21 protein-coding genes are annotated in these 20,126 nt (G+C 67.0%); 14 read left to right on the forward strand and 7 right to left on the reverse strand.

Going from position 1 to position 20,126, the window contains the following annotated elements; genetic code table 11:
• Positions 1-174: 174 nt before the first annotated feature.
• From RA164_RS14215 to tsaA, 3 genes are all read left to right on the forward strand, one after another.
• Complete coding sequence (locus RA164_RS14215; RefSeq protein ID WP_329741492.1) at positions 175-2,601, forward strand: TonB-dependent receptor; 2,427 nt, start codon at positions 175-177, stop codon at positions 2,599-2,601.
• 211 nt (positions 2,602-2,812) lie between these two features.
• Entirely contained in the window at positions 2,813-3,577 is a 765-nt protein-coding gene (locus RA164_RS14220; protein ID WP_329741493.1) for an META and DUF4377 domain-containing protein, read from the forward strand.
• 62 nt (positions 3,578-3,639) lie between these two features.
• Positions 3,640-4,158, forward strand: coding sequence for a tRNA (N6-threonylcarbamoyladenosine(37)-N6)-methyltransferase TrmO (gene tsaA, locus RA164_RS14225; protein ID WP_329741494.1), 519 nt, complete (start codon positions 3,640-3,642; stop codon positions 4,156-4,158).
• Between the two features lie 32 nt (positions 4,159-4,190).
• Here the strand turns inward: tsaA and RA164_RS14230 are convergent, their stop codons facing one another.
• Entirely contained in the window at positions 4,191-4,577 is a 387-nt protein-coding gene (locus tag RA164_RS14230) for a YciI family protein (protein WP_329741495.1), read from the reverse strand.
• A 177-nt stretch (positions 4,578-4,754) separates the two neighbouring features.
• Here RA164_RS14230 and RA164_RS14235 point away from each other — a divergent pair, with 177 nt between their 5' ends.
• Together RA164_RS14235 and RA164_RS14240 are read left to right on the forward strand one after the other, a co-directional pair.
• Positions 4,755-5,630 carry a sulfotransferase family protein gene (locus RA164_RS14235; protein WP_329741496.1) on the forward strand — a complete coding sequence of 292 codons (876 nt, stop codon included), beginning with the start codon at positions 4,755-4,757 and terminating at the stop codon, positions 5,628-5,630.
• Positions 5,631-5,818: 188 nt separating this feature from the next.
• Entirely contained in the window at positions 5,819-7,243 is a 1,425-nt protein-coding gene (locus RA164_RS14240; protein WP_329741497.1) for a cryptochrome/photolyase family protein, read from the forward strand.
• 171 nt (positions 7,244-7,414) lie between these two features.
• Here the strand turns inward: RA164_RS14240 and RA164_RS14245 are convergent, their stop codons facing one another.
• Positions 7,415-8,086, reverse strand: coding sequence for a ChrR family anti-sigma-E factor (locus RA164_RS14245; protein WP_329741498.1), 672 nt, complete (start codon positions 8,084-8,086; stop codon positions 7,415-7,417).
• Positions 8,083-8,712, reverse strand: coding sequence for a sigma-70 family RNA polymerase sigma factor (locus tag RA164_RS14250; protein ID WP_329741499.1), 630 nt, complete (start codon positions 8,710-8,712; stop codon positions 8,083-8,085). Before RA164_RS14250 ends, RA164_RS14245 begins: the two co-directional genes overlap by 4 nt.
• Positions 8,713-8,882: 170 nt before the next feature.
• On the opposite strand from RA164_RS14250, the gene RA164_RS14255 reads away from it, so the two are divergent.
• From RA164_RS14255 to RA164_RS14295, 9 genes are all read left to right on the forward strand, one after another.
• The gene (locus tag RA164_RS14255; RefSeq protein ID WP_329741500.1) at positions 8,883-9,845 is read left to right on the forward strand and encodes an acyl-CoA desaturase; all 963 of its coding nucleotides are present in this window, start codon (positions 8,883-8,885) and stop codon (positions 9,843-9,845) included.
• Between the two features lie 2 nt (positions 9,846-9,847).
• A complete protein-coding gene (locus RA164_RS14260) occupies positions 9,848-11,137 on the forward strand; it encodes an NAD(P)/FAD-dependent oxidoreductase (protein WP_329741501.1) in 1,290 nt (429 codons plus the stop codon).
• Complete coding sequence (locus tag RA164_RS14265; RefSeq protein ID WP_329741502.1) at positions 11,134-11,916, forward strand: DUF1365 domain-containing protein; 783 nt, start codon at positions 11,134-11,136, stop codon at positions 11,914-11,916. Before RA164_RS14260 ends, RA164_RS14265 begins: the two co-directional genes overlap by 4 nt.
• Entirely contained in the window at positions 11,913-13,217 is a 1,305-nt protein-coding gene (locus RA164_RS14270) for a cyclopropane-fatty-acyl-phospholipid synthase family protein (RefSeq protein WP_329741503.1), read from the forward strand. Before RA164_RS14265 ends, RA164_RS14270 begins: the two co-directional genes overlap by 4 nt.
• Entirely contained in the window at positions 13,214-13,747 is a 534-nt protein-coding gene (locus RA164_RS14275; RefSeq protein ID WP_329741504.1) for a DUF2878 domain-containing protein, read from the forward strand. Before RA164_RS14270 ends, RA164_RS14275 begins: the two co-directional genes overlap by 4 nt.
• Positions 13,744-14,541 (forward strand): DUF1295 domain-containing protein, encoded by a 798-nt coding sequence (locus tag RA164_RS14280; protein WP_329741505.1) that lies wholly within the window; start codon positions 13,744-13,746, stop codon positions 14,539-14,541. Before RA164_RS14275 ends, RA164_RS14280 begins: the two co-directional genes overlap by 4 nt.
• Positions 14,538-15,620, forward strand: a complete 1,083-nt coding sequence (locus RA164_RS14285; protein ID WP_412731044.1) for an SAM-dependent methyltransferase — start codon at positions 14,538-14,540, stop codon at positions 15,618-15,620. Before RA164_RS14280 ends, RA164_RS14285 begins: the two co-directional genes overlap by 4 nt.
• Before the next feature lie 21 nt (positions 15,621-15,641).
• Positions 15,642-16,220, forward strand: coding sequence for a lipocalin family protein (locus RA164_RS14290; protein ID WP_329741506.1), 579 nt, complete (start codon positions 15,642-15,644; stop codon positions 16,218-16,220).
• An 82-nt stretch (positions 16,221-16,302) separates the two neighbouring features.
• Entirely contained in the window at positions 16,303-16,803 is a 501-nt protein-coding gene (locus RA164_RS14295; RefSeq protein WP_329741507.1) for a low molecular weight protein-tyrosine-phosphatase, read from the forward strand.
• A gap of 698 nt (positions 16,804-17,501) precedes the next feature.
• Here the strand turns inward: RA164_RS14295 and RA164_RS14300 are convergent.
• From RA164_RS14300 to RA164_RS14315, 4 genes are all read right to left on the reverse strand, one after another.
• Positions 17,502-18,107: an OmpH/Skp family outer membrane protein gene (locus tag RA164_RS14300; protein ID WP_329741508.1), complete on the reverse strand. Its 606-nt coding sequence runs from the start codon at positions 18,105-18,107 to the stop codon at positions 17,502-17,504.
• Between the two features lie 259 nt (positions 18,108-18,366).
• On the reverse strand, positions 18,367-18,654 hold the full coding sequence (locus RA164_RS14305; protein WP_329741509.1) for a hypothetical protein: 288 nt from the start codon (positions 18,652-18,654) through the stop codon (positions 18,367-18,369).
• 53 nt (positions 18,655-18,707) lie between these two features.
• The gene (locus RA164_RS14310) at positions 18,708-19,367 is read right to left on the reverse strand and encodes a thiopurine S-methyltransferase (protein WP_329741510.1); all 660 of its coding nucleotides are present in this window, start codon (positions 19,365-19,367) and stop codon (positions 18,708-18,710) included.
• 152 nt (positions 19,368-19,519) lie between these two features.
• On the reverse strand, positions 19,520-20,074 hold the full coding sequence (locus RA164_RS14315) for a transglycosylase SLT domain-containing protein (protein ID WP_329741511.1): 555 nt from the start codon (positions 20,072-20,074) through the stop codon (positions 19,520-19,522).
• Positions 20,075-20,126: the final 52 nt, after the last annotated feature.

Consider the following 20,126-nt stretch of genomic DNA (forward strand, 5'->3'; position numbering starts at 1 on the left):
CGTCGAAAGGCCTTGTGCGGCAACGTCTCCGGCCATGCTTGCACCAAAATGACAGCGCTATCAATTTTGAATTGACAGCGCTGTCATGATCGATTAAACCAACGCCGTCGGCCATCGAATCCGACTCGCCTGAGAACCAGGCATAAAAATTCATTCCATGGGGAGAGTCCTGAAATGAAGTATCGCCACTCAGCGCTTTGCGGCGCTATTTTTGCTGTGCTCGCGTCAGGCAACGCGTTTGCCGCGACACAGGCGGCAGCATCCAGCCAGTCCGCGGCGACGCCTGTCGCCAGCAAGAAGAACGTCAAGAATCTCGACACCATCCAGGTCACGGCCACCAAGCGCAGGACACCGCTTGAGAAGACGCCGATCGCGATCACCGCGATCGGTGCCAATACGCTGAGCCAGGACCGCGTGATGACCGTGCAGGACATCACCCAGCTGGTGCCCAGCCTGGCCGCCACAACCGAAGGCGACCACGGCGTGATCACCCTGACCATGCGCGGCATCGGCAACGACAGCGCCAAGACCGAATACGCCGATCCCGAAGTGGCCACCTTCGTCGACGGCGTCTACGCGCCGCGTGCCGAAGCGGCTGCAAGCCTGCTGCTCGACATCGACCGCATCGACGTGATGCGCGGCCCGCAGGGCACCCTGTGGGGACGCAACTCCACCGTCGGCGCCATCAACTACGTGACCACCAAGCCGGACATCCAGGGCGGCTTCTACGGCAACGCGCAGATGAGCTACGGCAAGTACAACGAGGTCGGCACCCGCGCCGCGGTGAACCTGCCGATCAGCAGCACCTTCGCGATGCGCGTGGCGATCGCGCAGGAACAGCATGACGGCTACGTCGACTACCAGAACCCGGTCGGCCAGATCCCGTCGGTAGCGCAGCAGGAAGCCAACTACATCGCCGCCGGCGGCACTGCTGCCACGTTCCAGCCGATCGATACCAACCTGTTCGTGACGCGCGGCGCGAAATACAACGCGCAGAACCAGTCCGCCGCCCGAATCAGCGCACTGTGGCAGCCGAACGCCGACTTCAGCTGGAACTTGTCCTACGAGTATTTCCGCGACCGCGGCACGCCGGACATGAACCTGATGCAGAATCCGCGTCCCGGTCAGAAGTTCTGGTCGGCGCTGATCCAGACCGCCCCCTACCTGGACCGCACCTCGAACACGGTTCGCAGCAAGGTCGAATGGAACCTCAGCGATTACCTCTCGCTGAGCTACATCGCCGGCTTCAGCCGCTACAGCGGCAAGAGCGATTTCGCCCAGGATGACGGCGCGATCCTGCCGACCAGCTTCAGCACCGGCGGCGTATCCCAGGAGGACCGCACCAACGACTCCAACTACCGCAACAGCAGCCATGAGCTGGACCTGCGGTCGCGCGGCGAACACAGCATCGACTGGATCCTGGGCCTGTACTACGCGCAGGAAAACAACAACATCCGTTTCGACATCCCGATCATGAACGGCACCCAGCAGGGCAGCGTCAGCTGGCAGGGCTCGTTCATCCAGCCGAAGGAGACGGTGCATTCGGACGCGATCTTCGGCCAGGCAACCTGGAACATCAGCGACACCTGGCACTTCACCGCCGGCGCCCGCTACAGCAAGGACCGCAAGACCAACCAGGGCGGCATCAACTGGGGCTGGGCCTACGACCCGAACGTGCCGCAGCAGCCGATCTCCACCGACGAAACGCCCTCGGCACCCGGCTGGGCGATCTCCCAGCACAACGACGGCAGGTACAGCAGCAATCACCTGACCTGGCTGGCCCGGATCAATGCCGATGTCGGCCAGCACGGCATGGTCTACGCCAGCGTGTCCACCGGCTACAAGTCCGGCGGACTGGAAGACGGCGGCACCCCGTACAAGGCCGAGACATTGACCAACTACGAGGTCGGCTCGAAATTCTCCTTCCTCGATGGCCAGATGACCTGGAACAGCGCGATCTACTACGAGCGCTTCAAGAACTTCCAGCTCTCCGCGCCGATCGTCTACCCCGACGGCAACCACGGTCTGGGCTTCTCCAACGTGCAGGGCGTCACCAAGGTCATCGGCCTGGAGTCCGAACTGGCGGCCCGCATCGGTCGCAACGATCGGTTCAACCTGATTTTCTCGGCGATCCCGAAGAAGAAGCTCGGTACCCTGCTCTACGCCGGCAGCAACGACTACGCCGGTCTGCCGGCCTGTGCACCGCAGTCGGGCATCAGCAACTGCATCAACATCACCGGCAACGATCTGGCCCATGCGCCGGATGTCTCGGTCACCGCGGTGTACGCACACGACTTCCACCTGAGCAATGGCGCGCGCCTGACCCCGCGCATCACCATCCACCACGAGAGCTCCAGCTGGCTCAGCCCACTGAACCTCGGCTCCGGCGACATGCAGAAGGCGTATACCCGCAGCGATTTCACGTTGCGCTATCACGAACCGCAGGATCGCTGGTGGGTCGGCATGTACGTGCAGAACCTGACCAACGACAAGGTCCGCACCAACGCCGGTCGCTTCGTGGCTCCCAACGGCAGCTTCGTCTATGTGTCGCAGTACCTGCCGCCGCGCACTTACGGCTTGAACCTCGGCATCTGGTTCTGATGCTTCGACCCGCGCAGCGGATGCGTGCCTGAGCCGTCCACGGGACCGCGGAGATCCCCTCCCCTTCCGGTCCCGGCCTTACTCCCCCGGACACGCACGCTTCCGTCGCACGCTCGCCCCTGCCCATGGCGGGGGCTTTTTTTGTCTGGGCCTGCATGGAACCGGCGGCAGCGTATGCTGTCCGTCGTGGTGACCTTGAGGAGGATGTCCCATGTATCGTCGCCTGCTCGGACTGCTGCTGGCCGGCATTGCCGCCCACGCCCACGCCACTGATCCAGCCGGAGTGCTCGGCGGCTATCACTGGCAGCTGGACCGTGCCACGGCCAGCGACGGCCAGCGCCTGGACGCCCTGTTCGCACACCCGGACAAGCCACTGCAGCTGGATTTCAGCGACGGCCACCTGCGCATCAGCCATACCTGCAACGTGATCAGTGGCAGCTACCACATCGAGGGTCACACGCTCGACATCGGCCGGCTCATGCACACCATGATGTTCTGCGCCGACAAACCGCTGATGGCGATGGAGCAGATGGCCAGTCAGCGCCTGCAAGGCCCGCTGGACTTCGCGCTGCTGGGCAACGACGCCCAGCCGCAGCTGCGGCTGACCACGGTCGAAGGAGATACCCTGCTGTTCACCGGCAGACCGACACCGGCCACCCGCTTCGGAAGTACCGGTACCACCGAGTTTCTCGAAGTGGCCGCGCATACGGTGCCGTGCAAGGCCGCATCGGGGGCCGCCCGGACATGCCTGTGGGTACGCCAGCGCCACTACGGCAGCAACGGCCTGCAGGCCGGACCGCCCGGCACATGGCATGTGCTGGACCAGCCGATCGAGGGCTATGCCCATCGGCCCGGTATCCGCAATGTGCTGCGGGTAAAGCGCTATGTGGTGCGGCACCCCGTCGAGGGCCAGCCCGGTCATGCCTACGTGCTGGACATGGTGGTGGAAACGCACGCACAGGACGCGAAACACTAGGCAATGCCCCGCTGCATGCGCGGCCTGCGACAATGGCAGTGTTACCGCCCAGCCTGGCCGCCATGTCCGACAGCTTCACCTTCCAGCCGATCGCCCATGCGCGCTCGCCGTACGCGCGCCGCATCGATGCGCCTCACCAGCCGACCGTGACTCAGGGCACCGAGAGCGGCAGTGCGGCCGAGGGTTCGATCGTTTTCGTCGACGGCTTTCCCGCCGCCGCATTCCGCGACCTAGAAGGCTTCGAGCGCATCTGGCTGCTGTTCGCGTTCGACCGCAGCGAGGGCTGGAAAAGCGAAGTGCGGCCACCGCGTGGCGGCGGCAAGCGCAGCGTGCTGGCCACGCGCTCGCCACATCGACCGAACGCCATCGGCCTGTCCGCGGTGGAGCTGGTCGCAGTCGAAGACCATGCACTGCGGGTGCGCGGCATGGACCTGCTCGACGGCACACCGATTCTCGACATCAAGCCCTATGTGCCCTACGCCGATGCGTTCGCGCAGTCGCGTGCGGGCTGGATCGACGCCATCGACGCGGCGCAGGGTCGGCACTCCGCACCCGGTCCGCGGCGACCGCGCTCGGGCTGACGCTGTCGCCGCATCCGATGTGCCGCAGCCGGTCAGCGGCCGCCCGCTCCGGTCACGCGACGGCGCACGCTGTCGATATCGCGCACCGGACGAAGCTCGATGCAGCCGGTCCGTGCCCACGGGAATGCCAATGCCATCTGCACCGCCTCGTCCATGTCGGCCGCTTCGATCAGGTTGAACCCGGCGAGATACTCCTTGGTTTCGGCGAACGGCCCGTCCACCAGCTGCACCTGTTCGCCGCGCACCCGCACCGAACGGGCCGTGGCCGGCGCTTCGAGCTGCTGCGCATCGTGCAGGCTGCCCTCGGCACGCAGATCATCAGCATGCGCCAGGCAGCCGCGCATGCGCGTATCGAACTCGCCGGCGGGCAAGGCTTCCAGCAGCGAGTCGTCGCAATAGATCATCATGAGGAATTTCATGCGCGCTCCATCCGTCCGGTATCCGGGAGCCCCGATGTCACCACCGACCGGGACCTGGCCCGGCCGAGCATACGTCAGGTATCGGCGGGACTGGCGCCACGCACAAACTTACGCAAGACTTACACCCTGAAATGAGGTAAATACTCATCCCAATCGTCGCAAAGCAGTATCCCGATCATGCAGCGAATCTTCATCGTCGGCTGCCCCCGCTCTGGCACCACACTCGTGCAGGCCATGCTGGCCCGCCATCCGTCCATATTCACGCTGCCCGAGACGGCCTTCTTCGAAGGCCTGTTCACCGACCTCAAATGGCGCTGGGGCGATCCGGGTGCGCGCAACCGTCCGCCGCGCCCGCATCATCGGCTGGGCATGGCGCGCAGCGGCAGCCGACGCGCGTTCCGCGAACTGCAGAGCCAGCTCCTGGGCACCGCGCCCGAACGGGTCCGCGTGCCGTGGCGGGTCCGCACCTGCACCCGCCAGTTCGTCGACACCCTGGACCGCATGGCCACCGACGCACAGCGCTCGGCGTGGATCGAAAAGACGCCCAACCACCTGCTCTACATCCCCGAGATCGAAGCCGCGGTGCCGGATGCGCGCTTCATCCATGTGATCCGTCGTGGCATGGACGTGGTGGCATCGCTGACCGACGCCACCCTGCGCTTCAATGCGCTGGAAGCGTTCGACGGCAGCGTGGCGCTGTGGACCCACCGCTGGAACCGCGCCATGCAGATCCATCGCGAACATGCCGGTCAGGCACACCACCATTTCGTCTTTCTAGAAGACCTGCAGCACGACAGCGCATCGACCTGGCGTAATCTGTGCCAGTTCCTCGATCTACCCGCCAATGCCCAGCTTGCCGACAACTGCCAGCAGTCCATCGCCGACCTGGGCAAGGAGCCCTGGAAGCATGCCGCGCTCGCCGGCGTACCGAAGAAGCCGGAACGCAAGGTGGACGAGCTGTTCGGCCCGCGCATCAAGCGCTGGCTGCAGAGCAACCTGCTGCCCTACGAGGAACTGCGCACGTCCTGTCTGGTGCGTTCGCCGCGGTACTGAAATACGGCCTTCCACGCCCGCCAGGCTTTACCCGTCCCAGCGCGTGGGTTACCAGTTCTCTTCCGGATACGCGTAACCTGCACGCGCCCATTCGAGAAGAGCGCGATGAACGCATGCCCTGAACAACAGACCGCAGCGCGCCCCCGGCGTCCTGCGCGCCCCGCGATGCAGCACGGATACGGCCACGCATGAGCACCGCGATCGTGCTGTTCCGGCGCGACCTGCGCCTGGCCGACCATGCAGCCCTGACGGCGGCATGCGCGGCGCATGCGCATGTCATGCCACTGTATGTGCATGCACCCGATGAGGACGCGCCCTGGGCCGCGGGCGGTGCCGGCCGCTGGTGGCTGCACCACAGCCTGCAGGCGCTGGACGCGCAGCTGGCCGACCAGTCCGGTCGGCTGCACCTGGCATCGGGCGACACGCTGGGCGAAGTCCGCCGGCTGGCGCGTGCAGGCAAGGCCGACGCCGTCTACTGGACCCGCCGCTACGAACCGGCCGCGATCGCGCACGACACCCGGCTCAAGGCCGCGCTGCGCGCCGATGGGCTGGCCGTGGAAAGCCATGGCGGCAACCTGTGGTGCGAACCCTGGCAGATCGCCACCGGGCAGGACTCGCCCTACCGCGTTTTCACGCCCTACTGGCGCAAGTTGCGTACCCGGCTCGAACCGGAAGCACCTCTGCCCGCCGCCCGGCCTGGCCAGTGGCTCACCCAGCCAGACAGCCTGCCGCTGGCCGCCCTGCAACTACTGCCGCGCATCGCCTGGGCCGACGGCCTGGCGCAGACCTGGCACCCCGGTGAAGCAGGGGCATGGGAATGCCTGGAGCTGTTCGGCGACGATGCCGTGGCCGACTATGCGCACGGCCGCGACCTGCCCGCGCGCCACGGCACCTCGCGGTTGTCACCGCACTTGCACTTCGGCGAAATCACCCCGCGTCAGATCCACCACGCGCTGCACACGCAGCATGCGCGTACCGATGCACGGCGACGACCGGATATCGAGCCGTATCTGCGCGAACTGGGCTGGCGCGAGTTCGCGCACCACCTGCTGTATCACTTTCCCGACACGCCCAGCGAGCCGTTCGATCCGCGCTTCGCCACTTTCCGCTGGGCCGACGACGACGATACCGTGCTGCAGCGCTGGCAACGTGGCCGCACCGGCATTCCGCTGGTGGATGCAGGCATGCGCGAGCTGTGGCACACCGGCTGGATGCACAACCGCGTGCGCATGGTCGCCGCCAGCCTGCTCACCAAGAACCTGCGCCAGCACTGGCACCATGGCGCCCGCTGGTTCTGGGACACGCTGGTCGACGCGGACCTCGCCAACAACACGCTGGGCTGGCAATGGGTGGCGGGCTGCGGAGCCGATGCAGCGCCCTATTTCCGGGTGTTCAATCCGTATGCCCAGGCCGCCCGGTTCGACCCGCAGACCAGCTACCTGAAACGCTGGCTGCCCGAACTGGCCGACCTGTCGCCGCGCCTGCTGCACGAACCCTGGCGCGATCCGGCCGCGCTCACGGCACGTGGCTACCCTGCGCCATTGATCGACCTACCGGCCTCGCGCGATGCCGCGCTGGCGGCCTGGCGTACGCTCGCGCCCAAAACTGGCTGAACGCAGGGCCGGTTGAACGCCCTGCATCCAGTCGCGTCGAATCTGCGTATGCATTCGGTGCGCCGATCGACCGGCGCCCGTCTGCCGGAACCCGCGCCCCCTCTCAAGCGCGCGTCCATCGGGCGGGCGTCCGGTCGGCGCACACTCCAGGGATGGCCTCTGCCGCTGCTGCTACAGCCCCACCAGCGGCTGCAGCTTGCGCGCCAGCCAGCCCGGAAAGCGTAGCGGCGCATCCAGCGCGGCCACGCAGATGCACGGCACGCCCGGCACGGTCACCGGCTGGTGCAGCACATCGCTGTCCAGGTCGGCCACGTCGCCGGGCGCGAAATGACCCAGCGCGTCGCTGTATGCGCCCTGCAGAATCTGGGTCAGCTCGCTGCGACCATGACTATGCAAGGGCATGCTCTTGCCGGCCGCAATCTTCAGCATGAACAACGATCCGCCACCGCTGCGGCGGGCGCGGATGCAATACATGCCGGGGGCCATCCAGCGCCACTTCAAGGCGCTCAGCGAGGGGCCGAAATACGGATGCAGCGGTTTCGGCAGGCGATCGGGATCGGCCGACTCCGCATCGTTCTGCGGTACGGGCGGCAACGCCGGCACTGCATCGTCGAGACGTTCCAGCATGGCGGCACGCAGGCTTTCCCGGCGCGGTGCGTCGATGGTCGCGGCCTGCTGCTGTTCCACCAGCAGGCCACCGATGCGTTCGGCGTCGCGCACCTGCCGACGGCAGTGCGCGCACACCGACAGATGCGTCGCCACGACCACGCCCAGCTCCAGCGACAGGGTACCGGCGGCATAGGCCATGACGGTGGACGGATCAAGGTGATGGCATGGTGTCATGGCGTCCCCCTCACATCGCCCTGCAGTTTCAGGAAGGCGCGCCGCAGGCTGGATTTCACGGTGCCCAGGGGCATGCCCAGCTCGTCGGCGATTTCCTGATGACTCTTCGCCTCGAAGTACGACATGCGGATCAGGCGGGCCTGGATCGCCGGCAGCTTGTCGATGCGGCTTTTCAGATCGACATGCTCGGCATACGACTCCGCCGAGGTGGCGACACCGCTTTCATCGTCCATGTCCATGCGCTCGGGCTCGTCCAGCACCTGAATCCAGTTCGGCTCCCTGCGCACGCGGTCGATGTGCAGGTTGCGCGCAATGCGGAACAGCCAGGTCGACAGGCGGCTACGCGACGGGTCGTACATGTCCGCACGCTGCCATAACCGCAGCAGCGCCTCCTGGGCCAGCTCTTCGGCGATCATCTCGGCCGCGCCCAGCCCGCGCAGGTACAGGCACAGGCGCGGCATGAAGTAGTCGTAGATGCGCATGAAACACTCGCGGTCGCGTGCACGCGCCACCGACAGCATCTCGCTGGTCCAGTCGCGCGGATCTCTCGCTTGCGGTGTCGGCGTGGACACGATTCGGGTCGCCTCGAAAGGCGACGTGCTCCCAGTGGCGGCATCGGCAGTCATGGTAGGTCAATTTCACAGGGCGCGGTTCTGCTTTCACCCCGAATACGCAAGAAAACGTGCATTGGATGCAGTGCACGTGCTCCAGCATTAGTACGAGCTGTATCCGATGGCCTGCATCCGATTCGTCCTACCAGCCGTATCGACATGCACAGAGACCAGGAACCGCCGTCATGTCCACGCAAACAGTCAACGATGCCGAACGACCGGCACGGCGAGGTCAGCTCCGGCGCAGTCTGCGGCAGTGGTTCGATACCGCGTCGACGCCACTGCCGGAAGGAGCCGCCGCCGATCGCATCGACGGCCTGCGCGCGCTGCCTTTCGCGGTACTGCACCTGGCTTGCCTGGGCGCCATCTGGACCGGCGTGTCCACGGTCGCCGTACTGACCGCGGTCGCGCTCTACGCCCTGCGCATGTTCGCGCTCACCGGCTTCTATCATCGCTACTTCTCGCATCGCACCTTCCGCACCTCGCGCACTGTGCAGTTCGTGTTCGCGCTGATCGGTGCCGCCTGCGTGCAGCGCGGTCCGCTATGGTGGGCCGCGCATCATCGCCATCATCATCGGCATGCGGATACCGCCGCCGACCCGCACTCGCCGCAGGTGCACGGCTTCCTGTGGAGCCACATGGGCTGGTTCCTCACCCCGCGCGCCTTCCGTACCGAGCTCGAACGGGTGCCCGACCTGGCACGATACCCCGAACTGCGCCTGCTGGACCGCTACGACACCCTCGTGCCGGTATTGCTGGCCGTCGCGCTATACGCGATCGGCACGTGGATGCAGCACATCGCTCCCGGGCTGCACACCAGCGGCATGCAGATGCTGGTGTGGGGTTTCTTCATCTCCACGGTGGTGCTGTTCCACGCCACCGTCACCATCAACTCCCTCGCCCACCGGTTCGGCTCGCGCCGCTTCGACACACGCGACGACAGCCGCAACAACCCGCTGCTGGCAGTGCTGACCTTCGGCGAAGGCTGGCACAACAACCACCATTTCTTTCCGGGCAGCGCACGGCAGGGCTTCCGCTGGTGGGAAATCGACCTGACCTGGTACGGCCTGAAGCTGATGTCGGCGCTGGGCCTGGTGCATGACCTGAAACCGGTACCGGCCTGGGTGCTGGCCCGGGCGGAGCATTGACCGTGCGCATCGCCGTCATCGGATCGGGCATCGCGGGACTCGCCTCGGCGTGGCTGCTGTCGCGCCAGCATGAAGTGACCCTGTTCGAGGCGAACGACTACCTGGGCGGGCATACCCACACGCACGACATCGTGCTGGGCGGCAAGCACCTTGCGGTCGACACCGGCTTCATCGTGCACAACCCGAGCCACTACCCGCTGCTGACCCGGTTGTTCGACGAGCTCGGGGTGGTGTCGAAGCCCACCACCATGAGCTTTTCGGTGCAGCACGAGGCAAGCGGTCGCGAATACAACGCGACCTCGCTGAATGCGCTGTTCTGCCAGCGCCGCAACCTGCTGTCGCCGCGCTTCCTGGGCATGGTGCGCGACCTGATGCGCTTCTATCGCGAGGCACCCGCACTGCTCGAGGGTGACGACAATCCGACCCTGGGCAACTACCTCGCCGCCAACGGTTACGGCGACGCCTTCCGCGACGAGCATCTGGTGCCGATGGCCTCGGCGCTGTGGTCATCGCCACCCACCCAGATCCTGGCCTTCCCCGCGCGTTACCTGGTGCAGTTCATGGCCAACCACCAGATGCTGCAGGTGAGCGGACGCCCCGAATGGCGCGTCGTCCGCGGCGGGTCGGCCAACTACGTCCGCGCACTGCGGCGACACTGGCGCGTGCACGAACGGGTGTCCTGCCCGGTGCATTCGGTCACCCGCCACGCACGGGGCGTCACCGTGTGGAGCCCGATGGGCAACGAGCGTTTCGACCACGTGGTGATGGCCTGCCACAGCGACCAGGCGCTGGCCCTGCTCGTCGACCCCGACGAGCGCGAACGCGACGTGCTCGGCGCGATGACCTACCAAACCAACGACGTGGTGCTGCACACCGACCATCGTCTGTTGCCCAGGCATCGCAAGGCATGGGCTGCCTGGAATGCATTCGTGCCGGACGACCCCACGGCCCCCTGCACGGTCAGCTACTGCATGAACCTGCTGCAGGGCATCGACGCAAGCGAACCGCTGATCGTCACCCTGAACCGCAGCGAGGCGATCGACCCGGCCCGGGTGCTGCGCCGGATGCGCTACCAGCACCCCGTGTATACCCACGCCGCGGTAGCGGCACAGCGTCGCAAGAGCGAGATCCAGGGCACCCGGCGCACGTGGTTCGCCGGCGCCTACTGGGGTTGGGGTTTCCACGAGGACGGCATCCGCAGCGCCGTCGAGATCGCCAGCGCATTTGGCATCGACTGGGACAGCACCCCGCCACGGCGCGCCCTGCACCTGGTCACGGATACGCCGACATGAGTGAACGGACGCCCCTGCAAAGTGCCGTCTATGAGGGCGTGGTGCGCCATCGCCGGATGGCTCCGCACGCGCACGTATTCGGCTACCGCATGGCCCAGCTCTACCTCGACCTGGACGAGCTGGACCAGGTGTTCGCCGGCCGCTGGCTGTGGTCGAACGACCGCCGCAACCTGGCCGAATTCCGGCGCAGCGACTTCCTGGCGCCGCACGACGTGCCGCTGGCCGAAGCCGTGCGCCAGCGCGTCGAACAGGCCACCGGGCAACGCCCGCAGGGGCCGGTGCGCCTGCTCGCCCACCTGCGTTACGGCGGCTATGCGTTCAACCCGGTCAGCTTCTATTACTGCCACGGTGCCGACGGCCGCACCCTGGAATGCATCGTGGCGGAGATCACCAACACCCCGTGGAAGGAACGCCACGCCTACGTGCTGCCGCTGGACGATGCGCAGCGCCGTGGCCGCATGTACGAGTGGCGCTTTGCGAAAAGCTTCCACGTATCGCCGTTCATGCCGATGCAGCGCGACTACGCCTGGCGCTTCAATGCCCCCGGTGACGATCTGCGCGTCCACATGGACGTGCTGCGCGAAGGCAACCGCGAGTTCGACGCCGACCTGTGCCTGCAACGCCAGCCGCTGGACAGCGCCGCACTGGCGCGGGTGCTGTGGCGCTATCCGCTGATGACCGCCCAGGTGATCGGCGCGATCCACTGGCAGGCACTGCGGCTGTGGTTGAAGCGCAATCCGGTCCACGACCATCCACGACTTTCCCGAGGCACGCCATGAACGCCGTTGTCAGCGAAACCTCCAGCGCCGCCTCCAGCGCCGCCTTCGGCGCCATCGACCGCCTGCTCCGCGGCCGCCTGCTCGAACAACTGGGTGCCCTGCGCCACGGCCGGCTGCAGGTATGCGACGCACTGGGCGAAGTGATGCTGGGCGAAGGCGACGAAGGCGCACTGCCCACCGTGCGCATCGACGTGCGCGATCCCGGCTTCTACCGTGCGGTGGCGCGCAACGGCAGCGTCGGTGCCGGCGAAGCATGGATGGATGGCCTGTGGAACTGCAGCGCGCCAAGCATGAGCCCGACCGACGCGCTGGTGGTGCTGGTGCGGCTGCTGGTGCGCAACCGCGATCTGCTCGACGGCATGGAAACCGGCCTGGCCCGCCTCGGCGGCATGGCCATGCGCGGCTGGCACGCCCTGCGCCGCAACACCCTGGCCGGCAGCCGCCGCAACATCGCCGCCCACTACGACCTGGGCAACGACTTCTTCCGCCTGTTCCTGTCCACCGACCTGATGTATTCCTCGGCGCTGTGGGACGGCCCCGACGACACGCTGGAAGCCGCCTCGACACGCAAGCTCGACGCGATCTGCCGCCAGCTCGAACTCAAGCCCGGCGATCGCGTAGTGGAGATCGGTACCGGCTGGGGCGGCTTCGCCGTGCATGCGGCCAGGCATTACGGCTGCCACGTCACCACCACCACCATCTCGCGCGAACAGTACGCGCTGGCAGCGACGCGGGTGGCCGAGGCCGGCCTGCAGGAACGCGTCACGCTGCGCCTGGACGACTACCGCGACCTCGACGGCCAGTACGACAAGCTGGTGTCGATCGAAATGATCGAAGCGATCGGTGCCGCGTATCTCGACACCTATTTCGCCCAGCTCGGCCGCCTGCTCAAGCCCGGCGGCCTGGCGCTGGTGCAGGCGATCACCATCGAAGACCATCGCTACGAGCAGGCGCTGGCCTCGGTCGACTTCATCAAGCGCCATGTCTTTCCAGGCAGCTTCATACCCTCGATCAACGCGATGCTGGCCGCCAAGACCCGTGCCAGCGATCTTGCGCTGGTCGCCCAGCACGACTTCGGCGAGTCGTACGCGCGCACCCTGCAAGCCTGGCGCGAACGCTTCCTGGCGCGGCTATCGGACGTGCGCGCACAGGGCTTCGACGAGCGCTTCATTCGCATGTGGACGTTCTACCTGGCGTATTGCGAAGGCGGCTTCCGCGAACGCTCCATCGGCGTCTCGCACCTGCTGATGGCACGCCCGGACTGGCGCCCGGCCAGCGCACGCGACGAGGCGGCCATATGAATTTCTGGGTTGCCCTGATCGCCTACGAAGTGGTCTGGTTCGTGGCCGTGATCGGCGCCGGCCACGGCCTCGGCTGGCCGGGCGTGCTGGCCGCGGCGCTGTTCGTCGGCTGGCGCCTGGCGGTCTCCAGGCAGCGTGCGGTGGAGCTTCGCCTGGGCATCGTCGGGTTGATCGTCGGCCTGCTGCTGGAAGCGGCGTGGACTGCGGCGGGGCTGGTGCACTACGCGGCGGCATGGCCGGCGCAGGCGGCACCGGCGTGGCTGATCGCGCTGTGGGTGACGTTCGCCTTCACCATCGTGCCGCTGTTCGGCTACCTGCATGACCGCCCGTGGCTGGCGGCGCTGTTCGGTGGCATCGGCGGCCCGCTGGCCTACCTGGGCGCCGCACGCGGCTGGCATGCGGTGACGATGGCGGTACCGGCATGGCACACGCTGGCGGCGCTGGCCGCGGGTTGGGCGATCGCGCTGCCGCTGCTTACCTCGCTCGCGCATCACTGGCTGCAGCCCACGGCCACGGAGCGTGCCGCATGAATTCCTGGCTGGCCCTGTTGCTGGTCTGGCTGGTGGTGGCCGTCGCCATGACCGCCGGCTGGCGCTGGCAGCAGCGCCGTCGCAACGCCGGCATCGTCGACGTGCTGTGGTCGTGCGGGCTCGCCTTCGGCGCCGTGGCACTGGCGGCACTGGGCCGTGGCGCTGCTGCACCGCGGCTGGTCCTGGCCGTGCTCGGCGGATTGTGGGGACTGCGCCTGGCGCGTCACCTGTGGACACGGGTACGCGGCGAGAACGAAGACGGCCGCTATCGCCAGTTGCGCGCGCAGTGGGGTGACGGCGGCGCCCGCTGGTTCGCCTTCTTCCAGTTCCAGGCCTTGCTGGTGGCGCTGTTTGCATTGCCGTTCGTGGCCGTGGCCGGCAACCCGCACACGCAACCGGGCTGGCTGCTGACCGGCGTGCTGATAGGCCTGGTCAGCGTGGTCGGCGAGTCGACGGCCGACGCGCAGCTGGCACGCTTCCGCGCGGACCCGGCGCAGCGTGGCTACACCTGCCGCAGCGGTCTGTGGCGCTACTCGCGCCATCCCAACTACTTCTTCGAATGGCTGCACTGGTTTGCCTACGTAGCCCTGGCGCACGGTGCTCCGCTGGCCCCGCTGGCATGGCTGGGCCCGGTCGTCATGTACATCTTCCTGCGCTGGCTCAGCGGCATTCCCTGGACCGAGGCGCAGGCCCTGCGCAGCCGCGGCGAGGACTACCGCGAATACCAGCGCACCACGCCGATGCTGATTCCCTGGTTTCCGCGCCGCCCGCAAGTCACGAGGAGCGAGTCATGAGCACTGCCACCCTGGACCGGACCGAACTAATGTCCGACCGCGCCGCCCCCGGCCTGCTTGGCCTGGCCGAACGCGGGCTGCTGCCCGACGTACTGCTGCGCTGGGGCATCCGCCAGCTGTGTTCGCAGCGCCTGGTGGCCGAACGCGCCAGCGGACCCGAGCGGCAGGCGCTGCGCTTCGCCCGTCTGATCGACGGCTTGCGCCAGAGCCCGATCGCGATCCACACCGACGCCGCCAACGCGCAGCACTACGAATTGCCGGCCGCCTTTTTCGAGCACTGCCTGGGCCCGCGCCTGAAGTATTCCTGCTGCTATTACCCGCAAGGCAACGAAACGCTGGAGGAGGCCGAAGAGGCCATGCTGGCGCTGTACGCCGAACGGGCCGAGCTGGCCGACGGCCAGGACATCCTCGAACTGGGTTGCGGGTGGGGCTCGCTGACCCTGTGGATGGCCGAACACTATCCGCGCGCGCGCATCGTCGCGGTGTCCAACTCGCACAGCCAGCGTCGCCACATCGAGGCGCAGTGCCGCGCACGCGCGCTGCGCAACGTGATCGTGCTGACCCAGGACGCCAACACGCTGGACCTGGAAGCGGCACGCTTCGACCGCTGCGTGTCGGTGGAGATGTTCGAACACATGCGCAACTACGAGAGCCTGCTCGGCCGCATCGCGCAGTGGCTGACGCCGGGCGGCAAGCTGTTCGTTCACATCTTCGCGCACCGCACCCTGATGTATCCGTTCGAAACCGAGGGCGAGGACAACTGGATGGGCCGGCACTTCTTCACCGGCGGCCTGATGCCTTCCACCGATACCTTGCTGTGGTTCCAGCGCGACCTGAAGATCGAGCAGCGCTGGCTGGTCGACGGCACCCACTACCAGCGCAGCGCGGACCAGTGGCTGGCACGGCAGGACGCACAACGCGACGCGGTAATGGCGGTGTTGAAGGAGGCCTACGGTCCGCATGCCAGGCTGTGGTTCCAGCGCTGGCGCATGTTCTGGATGTCCTGTGCCGAGCTGTTCGGCTACGACCACGGGCACGAGTGGATGGTCGCCCATTACCGCTTCACGCGCGAAGCCTGAGTTGCCCCCCACGGAGTACCCATGAAACTGTCGCGCCTGTTCGCCACCCCCTGGTTCACCGCCCTGCTGCTGGTCGGCGGCTGTGCCCACGCCAGCCAGCCGATCCCGCCGGTGGCGCATGTCGATCTGTCCCGCTACATGGGGCGCTGGTACGTCATCGCCTCGATCCCCACGCGCTTCGAGCGCGGCGGTTACAACCCGGTGGAAACCTACAAGCTGGACCCTGACGGCCGCGTCTGCACCGCCTTCCGCTTCCGCCCCGGCAGCTTCAGCGCACCAGTGAAGAAGATCCACTCGATTGCCAGCGTGGTGCCGCACACCGGCAACGCCGAATGGAAAGTGCACTTGTTCTGGTTCCTGCGTGCGCAGTACATCGTGGCGTGGCTGGCACCGGACTACAGCAAGGTGATCGTGGCCCGCGACAAGCGCGACTACGTATGGCTGATGGCACGCACCCCGCATGTCTCCGAAGCCGATTACCAGGCCATGCTGGCGCGGGTGAAAGCGATGGGCTACGACATGTCGAAGCTGCAGAAGGCACCGCAGCAATGGCCCGAGGCCCAGCCGACGCCCGACTCGTTCATCCCGTCCTGCGACTGACGGATACGACTGACCCGAGTGCTTTGCGAAACACCTGCGCGCTGCTAGCGTGACCGCTCCACTGGCTGACCCGCGCGGGCACATGTCGAACCAGAATGCTTCGCCCTCGGTACTGTTCGTCTGCACCGGCAATATCTGCCGCTCGCCCACTGCACAGGCCCTAATGGTGCACAAGGCCGCTGCGCGCAAGCTGCGCGTGACGGTGGACAGCGCAGCGGTCAGCGGTGAGGAACGCGGCAACCCGCCCGACCGGCGAGCGCTGGCCGAGCTGCGCCGCCGCGGCGTCAGCATGCCGCCGCACTGGGCGCGCCTGGTCGAGCCAGCCGACTTCGAGCGTTTTGATCTGGTGCTGGGCATGACCGCCTCGCACGTCGACCGACTGCGACGGCTGGCACCGGCACAGGCTGCAAAAGTCGATCTGCTGATGCGCTACGCCGACGGCCACGATGCGATCGACGTACCCGATCCATGGTTGGGCGGCGAACTGGATTTCATCGAGGCCTTCGACCTGATCGAGGCCGGCGTGGACGGCCTGCTGCGACACTGGTCGATGGCCGAGGCCAGCAGTCTGGCCGGCGGCTAGGCGCAGACGACGTGGCGCGCATCGGGCAGCGGCTCGGCCGGCCGACATAGGGCACCGGGTCTTTCACGGTCAGGCCCACCTGATCCATCCTGACCCGGATCGCCTGGATCGGGCCCGACGCGTCGCGGGTCCGACGCGTCGATCGGCAAGTGCATTGCCCCGTGGTACGGAGCTTCGAGCCGCATCACGGCGCGGCTGCGTGATCGGCCGGAAACCGGTGAGGTGTGGCCTTGGGCAGGAAAGTCATCGGTGATGCAGGACTCCGTCCTTGCACCACCGATGATGGCGAGCGCGCCCCCTGTTCGCCAAACATTAAAGCACGCTTCGCGCCAGCTCGCCGCGAGCGGCGCGTGCCAGGCCGCTTGTGTGACGCATCTCCCGGAATCGTGCGGATAGGGCGGCTAGGCGACTGCCATACGTGCCGACTAGCAAGCGGCCATGCTGCCGCCACGGGTCACTTGCGGTCGCGGCATGTCCGCCTACGACACTCGCCGGCTGCGCCATGGCCGCAGCGTCACGTCACCGGAACTCGTGCGGGTGGCGACCTGGATGGGGGACGGAAAAAGCGGCCTGTGCAGTGGGCGGCCCGACGGAGGCGGCAGCGACGGGCGACTCGGACGGGCACGGCGCGATGCGCGCCCCTCGGGATGAGACTGCCGGCCGGCGTGCCGAGGCGACGCCGACCAGCGTGTTCGGGCTTACTTGCCGGACTTGCTCGGCAGCGGCTCGAGGTTGAACGTGATGGTGCTGGTGCGGCGATCCAGACCCTGGATCACTTCGGCGGTGATGTCGTTGCTGGTGTTGCCACCCAGCACCGAGTCGCGGTCCAGCAGCAGGCCGCAATGGTGTGCCGTGTAGGCGCTGGCGACGGCCGGCTCGGCGTCCTGGCCGATGCGCTGCATGACCTTGGCGCGGGTCAGCTGGATGCGCTCGTTCAGTTCACCGGCCTGGGTCTGGAAAGCCTGCATGCGCTGCTGCAGCGCCTCGCCGTCCTGCTTGCGCTGGGCCGGGCTCATCGACGCGGCCTTCTTCTGGAACGCCTGCACATCGGCGTCCAGCGGCTGACGCTCGGTTTCGAGCTGGGCGCGCGCCTGCTGCGCCAGCTGGGCCAGCCGCTGGCTGGCGGCCTTGCCGACCTTGGCTTCCGCGAAGATCGCCTCACGCGAGAGCATGCAGACACCCGGCACCGGGCTGCCACCCAGGGACTTGGTCGCCGCCGCAGCGTGCACGGGCGCAACAGGAGTGATGGCGAGGCCGGCCACGGTGAGCAGGGCGGCGGTAAGCAGGGGGCGGTGCAAATTCATATGGGCTGATCCATTTTCCAGAGGCACAAGAATGATGTGTGACCACATTTGGCACACACGGTTCCCCAGCATACTCCTCCCGACCGGGGCCTAGAACGGGTAGCGTATCGCGATTCAGGCAACCGCCGACCTGGCCGATACGCATTTCCGGCAAGTTCCTAACCAGTCGCTGCATCCTGGCGTTCCGGCCGGTCACCGGCAGCGCTGCGGTGCCGCTCAGGCGCGTGCCCGCGGATTGGTCGCCGCACGCCAAACCGCCTCAACCGTCCTGGCTGCCGGTCGTTTCCAGTTCACGCGAGCGCGCATAGCCGGGGGTGTCGTTTGACGGGTAGTGATACCAGGCCTCGTGCGGCGACGACTGCTTGCAGGCAAGGCACTGGGTGCGGGTCCAGTAATGACCGCAACCGGGGCAGCAGCCGGCCGTCCAGAAGGTGTTCCAGCGGGTGCCGCAACCCGCGCCGGGCTCCGACGCCGTGCACAACCAGCGGCTGTCGACCCTGGGCTCCCAGCGGCAATGCGGGCAGTAAATGTGGGCTTGCGGTTGCATGGAACACTCCTTTGTCCGGAACGACGCTTCGATCCCTGATCCCGTATGCCCGCTCAGGCGTTCCGCTCAAGCCCGTACGCGGCCGTGGCCAGGGCGGTCACACCTTCCTCGATGAAGCCGGGCTGCTGCGCCAGGATGTCGCGATGGGTCAGCTGGCTGATCGTCCAGCCGGCGCCGAACAGCGTCTGCACCTCGGCCTGCGGCACCGAGAACGGCGGCCCCTGCTTTTCGTGCTGCGGGTATTCCAGGGTGATCATCAAGCCGCGGCAGCCGGCCGGCAGCCGCGCATACAGCTCGTGCGCATAGCGCTGGCGCAGCGCCGGCGGCAGCGCGATCACCGCGCCACGGTCGTAGACCCCGGCGCAGTCGGCCAGCGCCGCCGCATCGGTATCGAACACGTCGCCGCAGACCAGCTCGATATCGCCAGCGCGGAAATGCCGGCCATACGGCGACACATGTTCTTCCGGCGTCAGCCCGTGTTCGGCGAAGAACTGCTGCACCGCCAGCGGCGACAGCTCCACCCCCAGCACGCGGTAACCCTGCGCCGCCAGCCACACCAGGTCCAGCGACTTGCCGGCCAGCGGCACGAACACGCGACTGCCGCGCGGCAATTGCAGCGCCGGCCACAGCTCCAGCAGCAACGGCGTCACCTGGTCCTGATGAAAACCGATGCGCCCTTCGCGCCAACGCTGATGCCAGAACTCGGGGTCCAAGGCGCTTCTCCTGCCGGAACATGGGGAAGCCCATGGTAGCGGGGATGGCGCACCGGTACATGAGGCCCGGCAGGACCGGTTCACGCGTCACGACCTTGTAACCGCTCAGCGGCACACCCACACCGGGCACAACCCGCGGATGCGCCGGGCGGCTATCGGCACTCCCGCAGCTGGGCGCCGTATTCGCGAGCAAGGCGGTCGACGTAGTCGGCGGTTTCGAGCAGGTGGCGGTCGTGCCGCCAGTAACCGCTGCGATAGCCCTGAATGCCTTCGTGGTACGCAATGTAAAGGTGCCGCGGGTCCCACTTGGAGATGCCCAGCTCGCGGTGGATCAGGTCGGTGTACCAGCCGATGAAATCGAGCGAGCTGCCCATGTGCTTGCGGCTCTTGAACCAGTGGCCATTGGCCTTGAGGTACGCGCGCCACACCGGGTCCTGCGCCTGCGCGTAGCCATAGGCGCTGGAACGGCGCGGCAGCGGAATGAACAGGAAGTGCGGTCGTGCCGGACGGGCCTTGGCATGGAAGTCGGATTCCCGCTGCACGAACGCCATCAGCACGTTGGCCGGCGTGCCCCAGCGCTTCTGCGCCCGACGGGCATCACGGTACCAGCTCGGGTACTGGTGGAAGATCGAACATAGGTTGTCAGGGTTGCGCGGCGGGGCGGTGGCACAGCCACCGAGGGCCAACAGACCTATCGCAAGAATCACCAAGCCGACATATCGTGCTGTTCGATGCCCCAGTATTGTTGCCGACACTCTT

It is taken from the genome of Dyella sp. A6 (assembly GCF_036320485.1).
In the GTDB taxonomy this organism is placed as follows: domain Bacteria; phylum Pseudomonadota; class Gammaproteobacteria; order Xanthomonadales; family Rhodanobacteraceae; genus Rhodanobacter_A; species Rhodanobacter_A aluminiiresistens.